Source organism: Actinomadura oligospora ATCC 43269 (assembly GCF_000518265.1).
GTDB lineage: Bacteria > Actinomycetota > Actinomycetes > Streptosporangiales > Streptosporangiaceae > Spirillospora > Spirillospora oligospora.
Window position 1 is genome coordinate 891998 of sequence record NZ_JADG01000004.1, and the last position, 16578, is coordinate 908575.

Below are 16578 nucleotides of genomic sequence, written 5' to 3' on the forward strand. Positions count from 1 at the left end.
GTCACCCAGCGCGCGGGCGGTCGGTGGCGTGTCAGGAGCCGACCGGTTCCCCTTCGGGGTCGCGCAGGCGCGCGAGGACGTGCAGCGGGTCGTCCAGGACGTCCGCGAAGGCGAACTCGGCGGCGCCGACGAGCGTCGTGTCGTCGCCGAGCTGGGCCGTCCGCAGCCGGACGCGTTCGCGCGGCGCGGCCATGCCCTCCGTCGCCAGGACGCTGCGGACCTGCGCCGCCGACCCGAGGTAGACGTCCCGGAGCGTCCCGCCGAAGACGACCAGGCCCGGGTTGAAGATGTTGACCAGGTTCGCGACGCCGTGGCCGAGCCACGTCCCGACCTGGTGCAGCGCGTCGCGCGCGACGACGTCGCCGCGGTCGGCGGCGTCCACGATGGCGCGGACGGCCTCGCGGCTGGTCATCCCGGTCAGGTCGGCGCGGCCCGCGAGCGTCAGCAGGGTCCGCTCCCCCACCTCCGACTCCAGGCAGCCGCGCGCGCCGCACGAGCACGTCCGGCCGCCCGGGTTGACGCCCATGTGGCCGATCTCGCCGCCGTAGCCGTCCTGGCCGCCGAGCAGCCGGCCGCCGACGATGATGCCGCCGCCGACGCCGACGTCCCCGTGCAGGTAGACCATGTCGTCATAGCCGACGCCCGCGCCGCGCTCGTGCTCGGCGATCGCGCCGAGGTTGGCGTCGTTGGCGACCGCGACCGGGACGCCGAGCGCGAGCCGCCGGGACAGCATCTCGCCGAGCCGCACGTCCCCGACCCGCAGGTTCGGGCCGAACCGGATGACGTCGTCGCCGCGCCGGACGATGCCGGGGAACGCCAGGGCCGCGCCGACGCACACCGCGTCCCGCCCGGCCTTGCGGACGAGCGAGCGGGCCATCCCGGCGAGCGTCGCGACCAGTTCGGCGGGTTCGACGGGGCCGCGGCCCTCGTGCGGGGACTCGCGCCGGTCGAGGACGACGCCGCCGAGCCCGACGCGCGCGACGGCGATCCGGTCCACGCCGACGTCGAACGCCAGGACGTACACGCGCGTGGACTCGGGCCGGACGACCAGCGACGGGCGTCCGGCGCGGCGTCCGGGGCTGCGCGGCAGCTCCTCCCGGACGAGCCCGGCCGCGGTGAGGTCCGCGGTCAGCGCCATGATCGTGCTGCGGTTCAGGCCGAGGGACTCGGCGAGCGTCGCCCGCGACGCCGGGCCGCGGACGTGGACGTACCGCAGCAGCGTGCCGAGGTTGTGCCGCCGGATGTCCTCCTGTGACGGTCCCGCCTTCATCCGCGGATCCCCAGCGACTCGCTGCGGCCGGCGGTGATCAGCTCGACGACCTGCGCGTGCGTGACGTCGGCGGTGCGGACCTGCGCGACCGTCCGGCCCAGGTAGAGCGCGGCGACCCGGTCCGACACGGCGAACACGTCGTTCATGTTGTGCGAGATCAGCACGACCGCCAGGCCCTGGTCGGCGAGCCGCCGGACGATCTCCAGCACCTGCTGGGTCTGCGCGACGCCGAGCGCGGCGGACGGCTCGTCCAGCACGACCACGCGCGAGTCCCACAGCACCGCGCGGGCTATCGCGACGGTCTGCCGCTGCCCGCCGGACAGTTCCGACACCTTCCGCCGGACGGACCCGATCGTCCGCACCGACAGCTCGGCGAGCGTCCTGCGCGCGAGCTCCTCCATCGCCGTCTCGTCCAGGACGATGCCCCGGCGGCGCTCGCGGCCGAGGAACATGTTCTGCACGATGTCCAGGTTGTCGGCGAGCGCGAGGTCCTGGTGGACGACCTCGATCCCGAGCCCGGCGGCCTCGCGGGGGCTGGACGGACGCACGGGGCGGCCGTCGAAGAGGTAGTCGCCGCCGTCGAGGGAGTGGATGCCGCCGATGCACTTCACCAGCGTCGTCTTGCCCGCGCCGTTGTCGCCGACGAGCGCGGTCACCTCACCCGCGTACGCGGTGAAGTCGACCTGCTGGAGGACTCGGACCGGCCCGAAACTCTTGTCGATGCCGCGCAGGTCCAACACAGGTGTCTGTGACATTCCGGGGGGCTCCAACCAAGCCGCGCCGCCCGCGCGCGTGGAGCGGTCGTGGGCGCTGAGCGTAGCAGCCGCGCCCACCGGCCCCACAACCGCGCCGGGGCCGTCCGGCGGGCCTGTTCCGGCCGCGTCGACGGGCACCCAGACCGGCGGCCGGGCGGGCGAGGAGGCCGCCGGGACGGGCGCGCCCCGGGGCCCCGCGTCGGCGGGGTCCCCGGGGCGCGTCCGGAAGCGCACCTGACGGCCTATCGTCCCGTGGCCGACCGGCGCCGGCGCGACAGCGCGTCGATGCCCGCCGCCACCAGCAGGACGCCGCCGGTGATGAGGAAGTTGGCGTAGGCGTCCATGCCGAGCAGGCCGAGGCCGTTGTCGATGGTCGCGATGACCAGGCCGCCGAGGATCGCGTCCCGGGCCCGGCCGCGTCCGCCGAACAGGCTCGTCCCGCCGATGACGGCCGCGCCGACCGCGTACAGCAGGGTGTTGCCCGCGCCCGAGTCCGTCGCGACCGAGTTCAGCCGGGACGCCGCGACGATGCCGGACACCGCGGCCAGCCCGGACGCGATCATGAAGACCGACATCCGGATCCGGGTGACGTTGATGCCCGCGCGGCGGGCCGCCTCGGCGCTGCCGCCGACCGCGTACAGGTGCCGTCCGTAGGCGGTGCGGTCCAGCACGAACGTCGCGATGATGAGCAGGACGGCGACCAGCGGCACGCCCCACGGGATGCCCGCGAGGGTGACCAGCGGGCTCGGCGCGCGGTCCAGGCTGAGCACGAACGTGCCGATCAGCAGGATCGCGCCGACGACCACCACGCGCCCGGCGACCAGCTGCACGGGCTTGCCGTGCAGGCCGCGGCGGCGCTGCCGGTTCCAGCGCAGCAGCTGGCTGGCGGCGTAGCCGAGCGCGACCAGGACGGCCAGCGTCCAGCCGAGCCAGAGCGGCATGTTCTTGTTCGCGAGCGCGACGATGACGTCGTCCCGGACCGGGACGGTGCCGCCCTTGCCGATCAGCTTCAGGGTGATGCCCTGCAGGCCGAGGAACAACGCGAGCGTCACCACGAACGACGGGATCCGGATGACCGAGACCAGCCATCCGATCGCGGTGCCGATGACGACGCCGGTCGCGATCGCCGCGATGACCGCGACGTACCAGGGCTGGCCGGACTCGACGATGAGCTTGGCCATGACCGCGCCGCACACGCCGCTCGCCACGCCCGCCGACAGGTCGATCTCGCCCAGCAGCAGGACGAACACCAGGCCCATCGCGAGGATGGTCACCGGCAGCGCCTGGGTGAACAGGTTCGCGACGTTGCCCGTGGACAGGAAGGTGTCCGGGCGCAGCCCGGTGAACAGCACGAACAGGAACGCCAGCGCGAGGATCGCGGGGATCGCGCCCAGCTCGCCCGCGCGCACCCGCGCCCAGTAGTCGGAGACCGCGGAGCGCACGTCGAGCTGCCGGCGGTCGGCGGCGAAGTCAGCGTCCGCCAGCCTGGGGATGTCGGTGGACATCGCTTCCCCTATCAGATGGTCTCGGCCGCTGTCGCGGGATGGAGCCCGAGGTCGCCGGAGCGGCCCGAGGTGATCAGTTCCACGACCTGGCCGTGGGTGACGTCGGTGCGCTTGACCTCCGCCGCGACCCGGCCGAGGTACAGGGTGGTGATGCGGTCGGCGACCTCGAACACGTCGTTCATGTTGTGCGAGATCAGCACGACCGCGTGGCCGGTGTCGGCGAGCCTGCGGACCAGGTCGAGCACCTGCCGGGTCTGCGCGACGCCGAGCGCGGCGGTCGGCTCGTCCAGCACGACCACCTTGGAGTCCCACAGCGCGGCCTTGGCGATGGCGACGGTCTGCCGCTGCCCGCCGGACAGGCTCGACACCTGCTGCCGGACGGACTTGACGGTGCGGACCGAGAGGCGCGCGAGGGTCTCGCGGGCCTTCTGCTCCATCGCGTCCTCGTCGAGGACGATGCCCTTGCGCTGCTCGCGGCCGAGGAACATGTTCTGCACGATGTCGAGATTGTCAGCGAGCGCGAGATCCTGGTAGACGATCTCGATACCGAGATCGGCCGCGTCGCGCGGCCCGGAGACCTTCACCTCGCGGCCCTCGAACTCAAGGACGCCGGAGTCGATCGGGTGGATCCCGGCGATGCACTTGATGAGGGTGGACTTGCCGGCGCCGTTGTCGCCGACCAGGGCCATCACCTCGCCCTGGCGGAGCGTGAAGTCCACGTCGTGCAGGACGTGCACCGGGCCGAAGCTCTTGTTGACGCCGACCAGGCGCAGGACGGGGTCGCCGTTTTCTGCCACGTCATTCCCTTCGGGTTCGCCGTGCGCTCCGGCGCGCACCCGGCCCGGGTGGTTCCGCCGGAGGGGCGGTTCCGCGGGCCGGGCGCGTGCCGGTACTGCTCAGCGGTCGGTCGTCACTGGATGCCGGCGGCCGTGCACTTGGCCGCGTAGGCGCCCTTGCACAGCTCGTCCTTCTTGACGAAGCCGTCGGTCACGACCTGCTTGACGTTGTCCTTGGAGACGCCGATCGGGTTCAGCAGCACCGACGGGACGTCCCGCTTGCCCTGGGAGTCGTTCGTGGTGCCGTTGGTCTCGCCCTTCTGGCCCTTCATGACGTCGATGGCGAGCTTGGCGACCGCGTCGGCCTCCTGCTTCACCGGCTTGTAGACCGTCATGCACTGCGTGCCGTCCAGGATGTTCTGGAGGCCCTGCACCGACGCGTCCTGGCCGGTCACCGGGACCTTGCCGGCCTGCGAGTTCTTCTTCAGGATCGAGATGGCGGCGTTGCCGAGGCCGTCGTTGGCGGCGAGCACGCCGTCGATCTTGCCGCTCTGCTGGGTCAGCATCTGCTCGAAGATCGTGGCGGCCTTCTGGTTGTCCCAGTCGGGGACGGCCTGCTCGGCGACCTTCTTGTAGGTCCCGACCTTGTCCAGGACGCTGTGCGCGCCCTGCGCGAACAGGGTCGCGTTGTTGTCGGTCGGCGCGCCGTTCAGGTAGGCGATGTTGGCCTGCTTGTCCCCCAGGCACTTCTGCAGGCCCTTGCCGAGCTCCTCGCCGACCTTCACGTTGTCGAAGGAGACGTAGTAGTCGGACACGCCGCCGAGGGTCAGCCGGTCGTAGTCGATGGTCTTGACGCCCTGCTGCTGCGCCTTGCGCTGCACGGCGGCGGCGGAGTTGGAGTCCAGGCCGTCCACGATCAGGACGGTCACGCCACCGGTGATCATCTGGTCGGCGATGGTCTGGAACCGCTGGGTGGAGCCCTCGGCGTTCTGGATGTCGTACTTGACGCCGGCGGCCTTGAACGACTGCTCCAGGAACGGGCGGTCGAAGCTCTCGTACCGGACCGAGGACTTGGTGTCGGGCAGGATCACGCCGATCTTGCCCTTGGCCGCGGCGGCGTCGCCGCCGCCGGACGCGCCGTCCTTCTTGTCGTCCCCGCAGGCGGTGAGGGTGAGGGCCGCCGCGGCGGTGAACGCCGCGAGGCCGATGATCCCCTTGCGCATGTGCCCGGGTCCTTTCTGGGGGCGGCCGCGTCGGCGCGGCCGGTCTTCGGGGGTGGGATGCGCGCGGACGGTTGTCCGGGGCTCCCCCCCGCCGTCGCGCGAAATGTTGTGTCCCGCAACTTATGTCGGGTTCGACAGTGATGCCACCCCTGGGGCCGGATGAATTTGTTGTGAGCAGTAACAATCCAGTAACGCCAGCTCAACGCGGATGAAACGTCCCCGACCAGGACGGACTCCGCGACCCCCGCCACCCCACCAAGATCACGAAAAAGTTCGCCGCCCCAACATAAGCACCACCGAACCACCAAAGGCCGCGCACAGGCGGAGGCACGGGAGGTCTCGCGGAAGGCCCACGACCCGCGCGTGCGCGCGTCGAGCGCGGCCCGTCTGCGTGCGCGGGTCAGGCGCGCGTGGGGCCAGTCACGCGCGGGGTTAGGCGGGCGCGGGGTCAGGCATGCGCGGGGTCAGGCATGCGCGGGGGGGCAGGCGGGCGCGGGGACAGGCGGGCGCGGGGTCAGGTCTGGGTGGCGAGGACGCGTTGGACGAGGTCGGCGGCGGCCACGACCGAACCGGCCGGGGCGAGGCGCTCTCCCCAGGACCACCGGTACCACCAGCCGTCCGCGTCCTGCTCGGCCAGGATGTTCTCCGTCAGGACGGGCGCGTCCGGGTTCGTCACGTGCAGGCAGGGCGCCTGCCCGCGCGGCACGATGAGCCGCACCCGCAGCCCCCGCCCGAGCAGTTCGTCGCCGAGCTCTTCCAGATGCTCGATCCGCGTCTTGACCGGCGTGGCCGCTCCCGCGTCGTCAGGCGTCACCGTCGCCTCCCCGTGGATCGCGTGACCGGGCGAGCGCCAGACTGGCACGCCGCCGACCGGGGCGCACGCACCCGGGGCCGTGACGCGCCCGTGTTCGACCACGCGGCATGTCGTGGCCCGCGAGCGCGAACCGATGTGCCCGATCATGTGTCTGATAATCGGGATATCGTGCGCGTGGCAGATGCGAGGAAGGCGGGAAACCGGGATGAGTGGGGCTAATCCGGACTGGCGGGCGCAGCTGACGAGGCCGGACTACCCCCTCCCTCAACGGCCGGAGGACGCTCCGTTCGAGTCCGCGCCCCCACCGGGGTCGGAGGAGACGGCCGTGTCCGCGTCCGGGCCCGGTCCGGTGAGGCCGCCGAAGCCCGCGTCGTCGGGCACGTCCGCGTACTGGCACCGGCTGCACTACCCGGTCGGCGTCTTCCTGATCGCGTACGGCCTGGCGAGCACGGCCGCGGCGGCGTTGTCCTGGAGCGACCGGCGCGACCAGGTCGCGTCCTACCTGGACTCCGGCGTCGCGGGCACCGCCCTCATCGGGGTGAAGGGCCTGGAGCTGCTGCTCGTCGTGCTCACCGTCGCGGGGCTGCTGCGACGCCGGGACGTGTGGTTCCTGCCACCGCTCGCGAGCTGGATGGCGGGCTTCGGCGTCCTGTCCGTCCTGGACGTCCTGCAAGGCAAGTGGGGCGGCCTCGCCGAGCACGTCGCCTACCTGCTCATGTTCGGCGTCCTGCTGTTCGTCTCCTACGGGCTGGGCGTCAAGGCCCGTCTCGGCAGCAGGTCGAGCGGCCCTGGCGACGGCGGCGGCCTCACGCGCACCCAGGAACTCGCGCTGGCGGCGCTCAACCGGATTCCGCGCCCCGCGCCTCCGTCGCGTCCCTGACCGCCCCAAGAACCTCGCCGTGCACCGAGTGCCTTGACGGCACCCGGTGCACGGCGTTTTCGGCACCGCTCGGGCGGGGTGGGGTCAGGGCCGGACGATGATCTTGGCGTGGCGTTCGGGGTTGGCGAGGTCCTGGAAGGCCTGGGAGAGGCCGGAGAGGCCGACCTCGCCGGTGATGATGGAGGCCGCGTCGATGCGTCCGGCGGCGATGTCGTGGAGGGTGGCACGGTACTCGTCGGGCATCGCGCCGAAGGTTCCGCGGACGGTGATCTCCTTGGACGCCGCGACCCCGGGCTCGACGGTGTCGGGTTGCATGCAGACGCCGACGAGCATGACCGTGGCGCCGGCGGGGGCGCCGTCGATGACCTGCTGGAGGACGCCCGGGACGCCGACGCACTCGAAGACGACGGCGCCGGGCGCGGTGGTGCCGAAGATCTCGGCGGCGATGCGGTCGACGGTGGTGACCGGGACGCCGAGCTCGGCCCAGCGGGTGTGCGGGGACGCGACGGCGGGGTCGACGACCTCGTCCGCGCCCAGGGTCTCGGCGAGGGCGCGGCGGCGCGGGGAGAAGTCCACGGCGATCACCGGGCCGTGGCCGCGCGCCTTGAGCTGGGCGACGACGCCGAGGCCGATCGGGCCGAGGCCGAGCACGACGGCGACGTCGCCCTGCTCGATGCCGCTGCGCCGGACGGCGCGGGCCCCGACCGAGAACGGCTCGGTGATCGCGGCGACCCTCGGGTCCAGGCCGTCCGGCACGGGCATCGCCAGGCCCTCGTTGAGGATCATGTACTCGCCGTACCCGCCCGGGAACATGGGCGCGTAGCCGACGATGCCCGCGCCCTGCGGGCCGAGGGCGATGGGCGGGCCGCAGACGACCGTCCCGACGGGCAGGGTCCCCTCGGTGCCGGGGCCGTGGGCCACGATCTCGGCGGCGAACTCGTGCCCGAAGACCAGGCCCTCGCGCGGGTCGTGGGGGGTGCCGCCGGAGCGGCGGGTGGTCTCCATGAAGCCCTCGGGGTCGGCGAGGGCGTGCAGGTCGGAGCCGCAGATGCCGCAGGCGAGCGTCCGCACCAGGAGCTGCCCGTCGAGGGGGACCGGGTCCGGGACGTCGGTGACGGTGAGGGTGTTGTCCTTGGTCGTCAACGCGGCGCGCATCGGTTCCTCCCAGCGTTCGGTGGCGGAATGTCGCTCACCGAACCGAACCACGTTCGCGCCCGCCGCGGTAGCCCTGCGGCGGGGCGGATCTTGGCAGAAGTTGCCATTGGTGCCTTACGGGACATATGTCACGTTCCGAAGGCATGAGAGCCTCACGCCTGGCGGTGTCGCTCGTCGCGGCCGCGTCGCTCGCGACGCCGACCGCCGTCGCGACGTCCGCCTCCGCCGCACCGCCCTCGTCCCCCTCCTGCGACCCCACCCGCACGACGCCCGCGTACCGGGGGAAGGTCCCGTCCCCGAAGCAGGTCCTCGGCGTCGAGCTGGGCGACCGCGAGGTGACCGCCGCCGAGTCGGACCGTTACCTGGACGCCGTCGCCGCGTCCAGCGAACGCGTCGTCTCCGGGACGCTCGCCACGACCGCCCAAGGGCGTCCTCTGAAGTACGCCATCGTCGGACGTCCCGAACTGCTCACCCGTGCCGGTCTCGCGCGCGTGCGCGAGGACGCGGCAAAGCTGCGCGACCCGAAAACGCCCGCGAAGCTCGCCGAGCAGATCGCCAAGCGCGGCGTCCCGATCCTGTGGGTGAGCGGGAACGTGCACGGCAACGAGCCCAGCGGCACCGACGCGGCGCTGAAGGTGCTGCGCGACCTCGGCGACCGCACCGACTGCGCCGCGCGGACGATCCTCGACAACGCGCTCGTGATCGTCCTGCCCACGCAGAACCCCGACGGCCGGACGCTGAACACCCGCCAGAACGCCTACGGCTTCGACATGAACCGCGACTGGTTCGCGCGCACGCAGCCCGAGGTCGACGGCAAGCTCACGATGCTGAACCAGTACCCGCCCGCGCTGTACATCGACGCGCACGAGATGGGCGGGACCTCGTTCTTCTTCCCGCCGAACGCCGACCCGATCTACCACGAGACGCCGGAGCAGGCGATCGGCTGGATCAACGACATCTACGGCGCGGCAATGGCGGCCGAGTTCACCCGGCAGGGCATCGACTACTTCAACCGCGACACCTACGACCTCTTCTACCAGGGGTACGGCGACACGGTCCCGATCTCCGGCTTCCTCGCCGCCGGGATGACCTACGAGAAGGGCGACGAGAGCCCCTATCCGGAGCGGGTCAAGGAGCACTACCTGACCCAGTGGGTGTCGCTGTCGCAGGCCGCGCTGAACCGGCACCGCATCCTGACCGAGTGGCACCAGATGGCCGTGGACGCCTACCAGCAGGGCGTCGCCGGGAAGCTGGAGCCGAACCAGATCTACAACCCGCCGAACCAGATCGACCGGCAGGTCCCGGACCGGCTCGTCCGGACGTACTTCCTGCGGGCGGACGATCCGGCGAAGGGGCCCGAGGTCCGCACGATCGTGCGGCGGCTGCAGCGGATGGGCGTGCGGGTGGACCGGCTCGTCCGGCCTTTGACGGTGCCCGATTTCAAGCCCTACGGACGCGCCGAGACGCGAACGACGCTGCCCGCCGGGACGTACTCGATCAGCATGGCGCAGGGGCAGAAGCACTGGATCCAGGCCATGCTGAACGAGGACTCCTACACCCCGTTCCCGTACTTCTACGACGTGACGGCGTGGTCGATGCCGCTGCTGCAGAACGTCGCGGGCGGCTCGTCCGGGGCGCTGCTCCGTCCGGCCACGGAGCCGGTGCCGCCGCTGCCCTCGGAGACGCCGGGGCACGCCGGGAACGCGCCGAAGATCGGGATTTTGCAGCTGTCGGCGACGTCGTCCGGCGCGCGGCAGTCCACGGGCTGGCTGCGGTCCCGGCTCGACCGCGAGTGGAAGCTGCCGTACACGCTGCTCAGCCCGGCCGACGTGGCGTCCGGGAAGCTCGCGGGCGTGCGGGTCCTGGTCGTCCCGAACGGCCCGGCCGAGGCCGCGGACAAGGCGCTGGGCGACGCCGGGCGGACCGCCCTGACGACGTTCGTCCAGGACGGCGGCCGGTACGTCGGCTGGCAGGGCGGCGCGCAGCTCGCCGCGCGCCTGGGCATCACGACCGACACCTTCGCCGACCCGACGTCGGACGTCCCGGGCTCGCTGTTCCGGGTGAGGGTGGACGGCCGCAGCCCGCTCGCGCGCGGGGTCGGAGACACGGCCTGGCAGTTCTACTCGTACGACCCGGTGATCCGGCAGAGCGACCCGGCGAAGGTCGCGGTCGGCTACCCCGACGCGTCCTCAGCGGACTGGTTCGTCTCGGGCTATGAACAGGGCTCGGCCGAACTCGGCGGGACCGCCGCCGTAACGGACGAGCCTGTAGGCAAGGGCCGAACGGTCCTGTTCGGCGGCGAACCCAACTTCCGCGCCTTCAGCGATGGCACGGCGAAGCTGCTGTACAACGCGTTGCTCGGACCGGACCCGAAGGCTGGGGTGTCCGGTTTGGCCACGGCTCGTCCGCGCGCGGTGGCGAACACCCCGCTCCAGGTCGAATCCCCGATCCGGGTGTCGGTCAAGGTGGGCGACGCTGACCGGACGGTCGCGATCCTGCGTTCGGTGGGTGCGCACTATGTGGAGCGGCGGTCGGGCGACGTCGTCCACTACGTGATCGACAACCCCGGCGGCCTTCCGGCCGACCACCATCCGTTCGCTGGACGCCTGCCGTCCCTCATCCGGCAGGCGGGCATCACCCCGGTGGCGGTCGTCCTTCCCTGACGCGCACGCGCCCGGGGGCGACCGTCGTCGCGGCCGTCCCCAGGGCGTGGGCCGTCAGTCGGCGATCCAGGCGATGGCGGTCATGGTGCCGGGCGGGACCTCGGTGAAACCGCCGTCGCGGACGGCCACGGTGGCACGGTCCACGCACTCGTTCCAGAGGACGTCCCGTGCCAGATGCACGCGCAGGCCGTTCTCCAGCCAGCGCTCACGGGCGCGCGCGTCCGCCTGCCGGAACAGCAGGTGGGCGGCGTGCCCGCACTGGGCCGCCGCTTTGCCGGTGGTCATCGTGAAGCCCGGGTTCAGCGCGACCTCGGCGTGCGGGCCGTCCGGCGGCGGGAGGGGCTTCTCGGCGAACGGCAGATCCAGCCCGGCCACCTGGAGTTTGGTGATCTGCGGCGGGACCTCGTCCATCGGGCCGGGCGGGAACGCCCGCACCTCCGCGCCATAAGCCTCGGCCGTGACGCCCGGCAGCTCCTGAACCTCAGGCCAGCGCACCCCGCGCGCACGCCGGGCCACCTTGCGGATGCGCCGCGACTCCCAGCCGTGAACGGCCGCGTGCCACTCGCCCTCGGGCTCCTGCGCGCGCGGATCGGCGAGCAGGCGCACCACAGCGGTCGCGGCAGCCGCGCAGACGGCGTCATGGGTCGGTGGATCGGCCTTCTCCACGCGGACCACCAGTTGCATCGCCCAGGGCGGATCGTCAAGCGGGTCGTAGTCGGGTCGCACGCCTGGAGTATTCCAGTTCCAATCTCCTGCCCCTGACGCGACTTCACCTCCACGCATCGGGGTACGGCACACATATCGCTTCGGCGTCGCAGGGGACGCGGCGCGCGGGAGCGGCCGGAGAGGGAGCCGAGCGGCGCGAGGCGGGTCGGAGGTCGCCGTGGCCAGTGGAACCTGGAACGAGTCCATTCCGGGGATCGGGACGTTCTTCGTGGGGATCGACATCGCGCCCGGCCGCTACCGGTGCGACGACGGCAAGGGCGGCTGGTGGGTCCGCTTCACCGGGCCGGGCGGCGGCGACCCCGTGGGTTCGTGGCCGCTTCCCGCCGGTCCGACCGAGATCGAGATCCCCGCGACCGACTTCGCCTTCGAGACCCATGTGCGCACGTACTGGCGGCGCGTCGCGGACGCGGCGTCCGGGTCGTCCTCGGGGGCCGCCGAGCTCCGTCCGGTGACCGACCCGACGCTGCGCGCCGACCTCGACCCGCTCGTCCGGCGGCGTCGCCCGCTCGTGGTCCTCGCGCCGTTCTCGGTGCTGGGCGCCGGGTTCGCCGGTCTGCCGGTGTTCGGGTCGGTGTGGCTCCTGGGCATGACGATGCTCGCCGCGCTGGTCGCGATCGGCGCGCCGACGGTCTTCCTCGACCTGACGCGCGCGCACGAGCTGGAAAAGCGTCGCGACCGCTACGTCGTCCCGGACGACCTGGACGCTGAGGCCCGCACCCTGCTCGCACGCGCGCAGACGGCGGTGGACACCGTCCGCGAGAGCGAGGTCAACCAGGAGGGCCTGCTCGAAAGCGCCGAGAACGCGGTGATCCTGCCGCGCGAGGAGTGGGAGATCGCGCACGCCCTGGCCCGCCAGTCGCGCCTGCGCGAGGACGGGACGGATCCGGGCGACGAGCTCCCCGAGGTGGAGGCGGCGCTGCGTCCGCTGCGCGAGAAGCTGGACCGCTCGGTGACCGCCGTGACCCGCCGCATCGAGGCGCTGGAGCGGTACGCCGAACACGTCCGCGCCGCCGACGAGGCCCTCCTCGCCCAACGCCGCGTGGACGACATCACCGGGCGCGCGCACGAGTACGACGAACTGGTCGCCGACACCGTCCGGGACGACATGGCGCTCCCCGAGATCGAGCGCCTGACCGAGCGCAGCGACGACCTCCTGACCGTCCTCCGCGCGCGCCTGAAGGACTCCGCCCCGGACGACTGACCGTCCGTCCCGCAGGGCCGCCGTTCCGGTGGACGGACGCGCCCTTGCGGGGTGTCGGCGGCGGCGGTCCCAGGTGTGGGCGATCATGCCCCGGAGATCCGGCACGCTGGTTTGGGACAGGCCGTCCGGGGAGGGCCGCGGTTCCCGTGATCAAGGGCGTGGTGGGCCTCGCCACCTGCGCGGAGGGGACGAAACAAGCGCTAGATCCGCACCTCCGCGAGGGGTCCGCGGCGGATTTGAGCAAGCGGTTGGGCGGACGCGGCATAATAGGAGCGTGACGACCACGAGCACTAATTCCGGACGACCGAAATCAGGCAGCGGGGAGCCCGCCGCCCGACGGCGCGGCAGGGGCTCGTCGGCAGCCGCGTCGGAGCGCCGCGAGCACCTGGTGAGGCTCGCCGCCGAGCTGTTCGCCGAGAAGGGCTTCCAGGCCACGACGGTCCGCAACATCGCCGACGAGGCGGGCATCCTGTCCGGCAGTCTCTACCACCACTTCGACTCCAAGGAGTCGATCGTGGACGAGATCCTGTCCGGGTTCTTCGAAGAGATCATGACCCGGTACCGCGAGGTCATCGACCGCGGCGAGGACCCGCGGACCACCATCGCGGGCCTGGTCCGCATCGCGTTCGGCACCCTGGAGCCGCACCGCGCCGCGATCACGGTCATGCAGAACGACTGGAACTACCTCAAGGGGATGGAGCGGTTCGCCTACCTCACCAAGTCCGAGGACGAGGTGGAGAAGATGTGGGTGGACACCATCAAGGCCGGTCAGGAGGAGGAGCTGTTCCGCTCCGACGTCGACCCCAAGCTGACCTACCGGATGATCCGCGACACCGTCTGGGTCGCGGTCCGCTGGTTCAAGCCGGGCGGACGCCTCGACGCGCAGGGCCTCGCCGACCACTACCTGAAGGTCATGTTCGACGGGATCAACACGCACTGACGGCCCGTTCCCCACGAGCCCGCTCCTGACGCCGTCGCGCCGGGGCGGGCTTTCGTTCCCGCTGAGTTCTCCCCCGGCCGTCAGTCGATGTCGAGGCTGTAGCGGCCGGTGGCGCATGCCTTGACCCGCCAGGCGCCCGGGACGCGGCGTCCGGAGACGCCTTCGACGTTCTTCCCGCGCGAGACGAGGACCGGGCGGGCCGCAAGGCCGGGAAGCCAGATGTCCAGGGTGCAGTCGCCGCCGGAGGCCGTGCCCTCCAGGTGGATCCCTCCCGTGCTCGTGTGGGTGAGCTTCGTCAGGCGTCCCGGGGCTGCGCGGGGGTAGGCGCGGGACAGGGTCGCGACGGTGACGGCGTCGCGAGGCAGGTCCTTGCCGGTGGCGCAGTCCACCTTGTTGAGGGCGTTGCCGACGGGTTCGGGGCCGTTCTGGGGGTCGCCGCACGCCTGTTTCCACACCCAGAACGCGCCGCCGACGCGGTGACGGTCCTCCTGGGCGGCGTAGCGGCGAACCTTGTCATGGATGGTCCGCTCCGATCCCCAGTAGCCCCATTCGCCGCTCCAGACCGGGACGTCCCGGGCGATGCGGGACGCGAGGGTGAAGCCGTGCTCGACCGTCGTGATGGGCGGCAGGCCCAGCGACGCGTCCATGGTGATCGACTCGGCGTAGAGGTGCGGGGCGAACACCAGGTCAGGGTCGTCCTCGTAGGAGCCGCGCGGCATCGGGTCGAAGCCGGTGCCCGACCAGAAGATGCTCGGCTCGGCGAAGAACAGGTGCGGGCGGGCCTCGGCGGAACGGATCCGCTTGAGGACGCGGTCGTAGAAGCGGCCGAGCAGCAGGGTCGAGGTGACCGGGGCCTGCTCGCCGAAGCCCGGCTCGTTGAGCGGGTCGAACCCGGCGATGGACGGGTCGTCGCCGTAGCGGGCGGCGAGCATGCCCCAGGCGTCCACGAGGCGGCTCTGGACGCCGTCGCGGTCGTAGTAGAAGTTCGTGAACGCGCGGTCGCCCGCCGGGGAGATGTCGCGGCCGGTGAACTGGCAGCGGGGCGCGCCGTCCGCGCGGGTCGCCCAGGCCGGCGCTCCGTCGTAGCCGTCCATGCGCGAGGTCCCGGCGGGGCAGGACGTGCCGCGCGGGGTCGGCTCGTTGCTCCACCCGTCCTGGTGCATGTCGAGGACGGTGTACATGCCGTTCGCGCGCGCCCAGGCGACGGCCTGGTCGATCCGTCCCAGGTAGGACGGGTCGTACCGGCCGGGCGACGGCTCGATCGCCGACCAGGACACGCCGAGCCGGACGACGTCGAACCCGAGCTCCGCCATCTGCCGGAAGTCGTCCTCGCCGAGCGGACGCGTCACCGGGAAGCCGGGGCGTCCCGCGTAGAAGTCGACGAGCTGGTTGACGTTGACGCCGCGGAGCAGCACCTGACGTCCCGCCGCGTCCACGATCCTCGGGTGGTCGCCCCGGACGGCGCGCAGGGGCGACAGCCCGTCTCCCGCATTGCCGGACGACATGGCGGACGCTCCGGAATTCCGGCTTCCCGATGTCACGACGACGGCCGCCACGGCGACGACGCCCGTGAGCGCGACGGCGAGCGTGCCCGGCAACGCGCGTCCGACCCGGACGGCACGTGGGACGGGGACGCTGAGGGCCAGGCCGGCCGTCCAGCCGAGCATCAGGCCGAGGGAGACGCCCTCGCAGACCCGGACGTACAGGGAGACCGGGATCTGGAGCAGGCTTCCGAAGCCGTCCTCGAAGACGAGCGCGACGGCCTGCACGGCGCCGAGGGCCGCGCCCGCCCACAGGGCCGCGATCCAGCCGCCCAGGAAGGTCGCGGCGACGCCGTGGGAGCGGCGGGCGGACGTCCGCAGCGTCCGCGCGAGCGCGAGGAACAGGACGCCCAGTCCGGCGGCGAAGGCGGGCGGGGCCGCGTCCGGCGACAGCGACGGCACCCATCCCGGCAGGTCGCGCGACCAGTGGGAGGAGATCCATGGCCCGCTGACGGCCGCCAGGAGCGTCACCGTCCCCGCGACCTTCCAGACGTTCCGGGTTCCGGGGTCGGCTTCCCCGGGCTCCTCGGGACCCTGCGGCGGGCGGCCGAGGAGTTGCGCCGTCAAGGCTGGGAGCAGGGCGTAGAGCGCGGCCTTCGGGACGGTGTAGGACGTCGACCAGGCGAGGTCGGCGGGGCCGAACATCGGGAACGTCGCCACGGCGACCGTCGCGAACTTGGCCGCCAGGACGACGAGGACGGTCCCGGACCAGACCGTGGCGAAGCGCCTGCGCGGGAGGCGGCCGAACACGTGGGTGACCCAGGCCGTCCCCGCGAGAGCGAGCGGCAGGTACACCGCCAGGGGCGCGAGCTGCCAGCGCGTCCGGGGCGCCAGATCGCCGGGGAGGCCGTAGAGCGCGAAGAACCCGACGGGGTCGAGGAGCGCGCTGAGGACCGCCGCCACCGCGAGGACCCCGGTGGTCAGGAAAGGAAGCCGACGCGACGCCAACACGCCCCCTGGATGTGCGCTGCGCCCTCGTGACGCAGGACACGGAAAATACATGAGAGTTGCTCATGTTTGCTAGAGGTGTTCGCGTCCTGCCGCAACCGCCGCGCCGGGGCCGTCCGGAGCCATACCCTCAAGGGGCCCCGGTGCTTTTCGTCACACCTTGCCAAGTTAGGGTCACAAC

The 16578-nt window shown here is 72.3% G+C and carries 13 protein-coding genes; 4 read left to right on the top strand and 9 right to left on the bottom strand.

Annotated features, from left to right (window positions below):
• Positions 1-31: 31 nt before the first annotated feature.
• From P696_RS0108615 to P696_RS0108640, 6 genes are all read right to left on the bottom strand, one after another.
• A complete protein-coding gene (locus P696_RS0108615; RefSeq protein WP_026412028.1) occupies positions 32-1270 on the bottom strand; it encodes an ROK family transcriptional regulator in 1239 nt (412 codons plus the stop codon).
• Positions 1267-2025: an ATP-binding cassette domain-containing protein gene (locus tag P696_RS0108620; RefSeq protein ID WP_026412029.1), complete on the bottom strand. Its 759-nt coding sequence runs from the start codon at positions 2023-2025 to the stop codon at positions 1267-1269. Before P696_RS0108620 ends, P696_RS0108615 begins: the two co-directional genes overlap by 4 nt.
• Before the next feature lie 242 nt (positions 2026-2267).
• Positions 2268-3530 carry a sugar ABC transporter permease gene (locus tag P696_RS0108625; protein ID WP_034483486.1) on the bottom strand — a complete coding sequence of 421 codons (1263 nt, stop codon included), beginning with the start codon at positions 3528-3530 and terminating at the stop codon, positions 2268-2270.
• Between the two features lie 11 nt (positions 3531-3541).
• Positions 3542-4327, bottom strand: coding sequence for an ATP-binding cassette domain-containing protein (locus tag P696_RS0108630; protein ID WP_026412031.1), 786 nt, complete (start codon positions 4325-4327; stop codon positions 3542-3544).
• Between the two features lie 113 nt (positions 4328-4440).
• Positions 4441-5529, bottom strand: coding sequence for a sugar ABC transporter substrate-binding protein (locus tag P696_RS0108635; protein WP_026412032.1), 1089 nt, complete (start codon positions 5527-5529; stop codon positions 4441-4443).
• A gap of 514 nt (positions 5530-6043) precedes the next feature.
• Positions 6044-6343, bottom strand: coding sequence for a hypothetical protein (locus P696_RS0108640; protein WP_026412033.1), 300 nt, complete (start codon positions 6341-6343; stop codon positions 6044-6046).
• Between the two features lie 325 nt (positions 6344-6668).
• Between P696_RS0108640 and P696_RS0108645 the strand changes: the two genes are divergently transcribed.
• Entirely contained in the window at positions 6669-7223 is a 555-nt protein-coding gene (locus P696_RS0108645) for a hypothetical protein (RefSeq protein ID WP_026412034.1), read from the top strand.
• Between the two features lie 84 nt (positions 7224-7307).
• Here the strand turns inward: P696_RS0108645 and P696_RS0108650 are convergent, their stop codons facing one another.
• On the bottom strand, positions 7308-8378 hold the full coding sequence (locus tag P696_RS0108650) for a zinc-binding dehydrogenase (protein WP_026412035.1): 1071 nt from the start codon (positions 8376-8378) through the stop codon (positions 7308-7310).
• Between the two features lie 143 nt (positions 8379-8521).
• Here P696_RS0108650 and P696_RS0108655 point away from each other — a divergent pair, with 143 nt between their 5' ends.
• Positions 8522-11041, top strand: coding sequence for a M14 family zinc carboxypeptidase (locus tag P696_RS0108655; protein ID WP_026412036.1), 2520 nt, complete (start codon positions 8522-8524; stop codon positions 11039-11041).
• A gap of 54 nt (positions 11042-11095) precedes the next feature.
• Here P696_RS0108655 and P696_RS0108660 read toward each other — a convergent pair whose 3' ends face one another.
• Entirely contained in the window at positions 11096-11767 is a 672-nt protein-coding gene (locus P696_RS0108660; RefSeq protein WP_026412037.1) for an aminoacyl-tRNA hydrolase, read from the bottom strand.
• A 157-nt stretch (positions 11768-11924) separates the two neighbouring features.
• Between P696_RS0108660 and P696_RS0108665 the strand changes: the two genes are divergently transcribed.
• Positions 11925-12968, top strand: a complete 1044-nt coding sequence (locus P696_RS0108665) for an Rv1352/Rv1906c domain-containing protein (protein WP_026412038.1) — start codon at positions 11925-11927, stop codon at positions 12966-12968.
• Between the two features lie 274 nt (positions 12969-13242).
• Positions 13243-13908, top strand: coding sequence for a TetR/AcrR family transcriptional regulator (locus tag P696_RS0108670; protein WP_026412039.1), 666 nt, complete (start codon positions 13243-13245; stop codon positions 13906-13908).
• 80 nt (positions 13909-13988) lie between these two features.
• On the opposite strand, the gene P696_RS52165 is transcribed toward P696_RS0108670, so the two are convergent.
• Complete coding sequence (locus P696_RS52165; RefSeq protein WP_170026347.1) at positions 13989-16400, bottom strand: glycoside hydrolase family 5 protein; 2412 nt, start codon at positions 16398-16400, stop codon at positions 13989-13991.
• Positions 16401-16578 lie beyond the last annotated feature (178 nt).

What these genes read in the sequence shown, in the direction of transcription:
- P696_RS0108615 (WP_026412028.1), bottom strand. Translation starts at nt 1,270, where the DNA reads ATGAAGGCGGGACCGTCACAGGAGGACATCCGGCGGCACAACCTCGGC.
- P696_RS0108620 (WP_026412029.1), bottom strand. Translation starts at nt 2,025, where the DNA reads ATGTCACAGACACCTGTGTTGGACCTGCGCGGCATCGACAAGAGTTTC.
- P696_RS0108625 (WP_034483486.1), bottom strand. Translation starts at nt 3,530, where the DNA reads ATGTCCACCGACATCCCCAGGCTGGCGGACGCTGACTTCGCCGCCGAC.
- P696_RS0108635 (WP_026412032.1), bottom strand. Translation starts at nt 5,529, where the DNA reads ATGCGCAAGGGGATCATCGGCCTCGCGGCGTTCACCGCCGCGGCGGCC.
- P696_RS0108650 (WP_026412035.1), bottom strand. Translation starts at nt 8,378, where the DNA reads ATGCGCGCCGCGTTGACGACCAAGGACAACACCCTCACCGTCACCGAC.
- P696_RS0108655 (WP_026412036.1), top strand. Translation starts at nt 8,522, where the DNA reads ATGAGAGCCTCACGCCTGGCGGTGTCGCTCGTCGCGGCCGCGTCGCTC.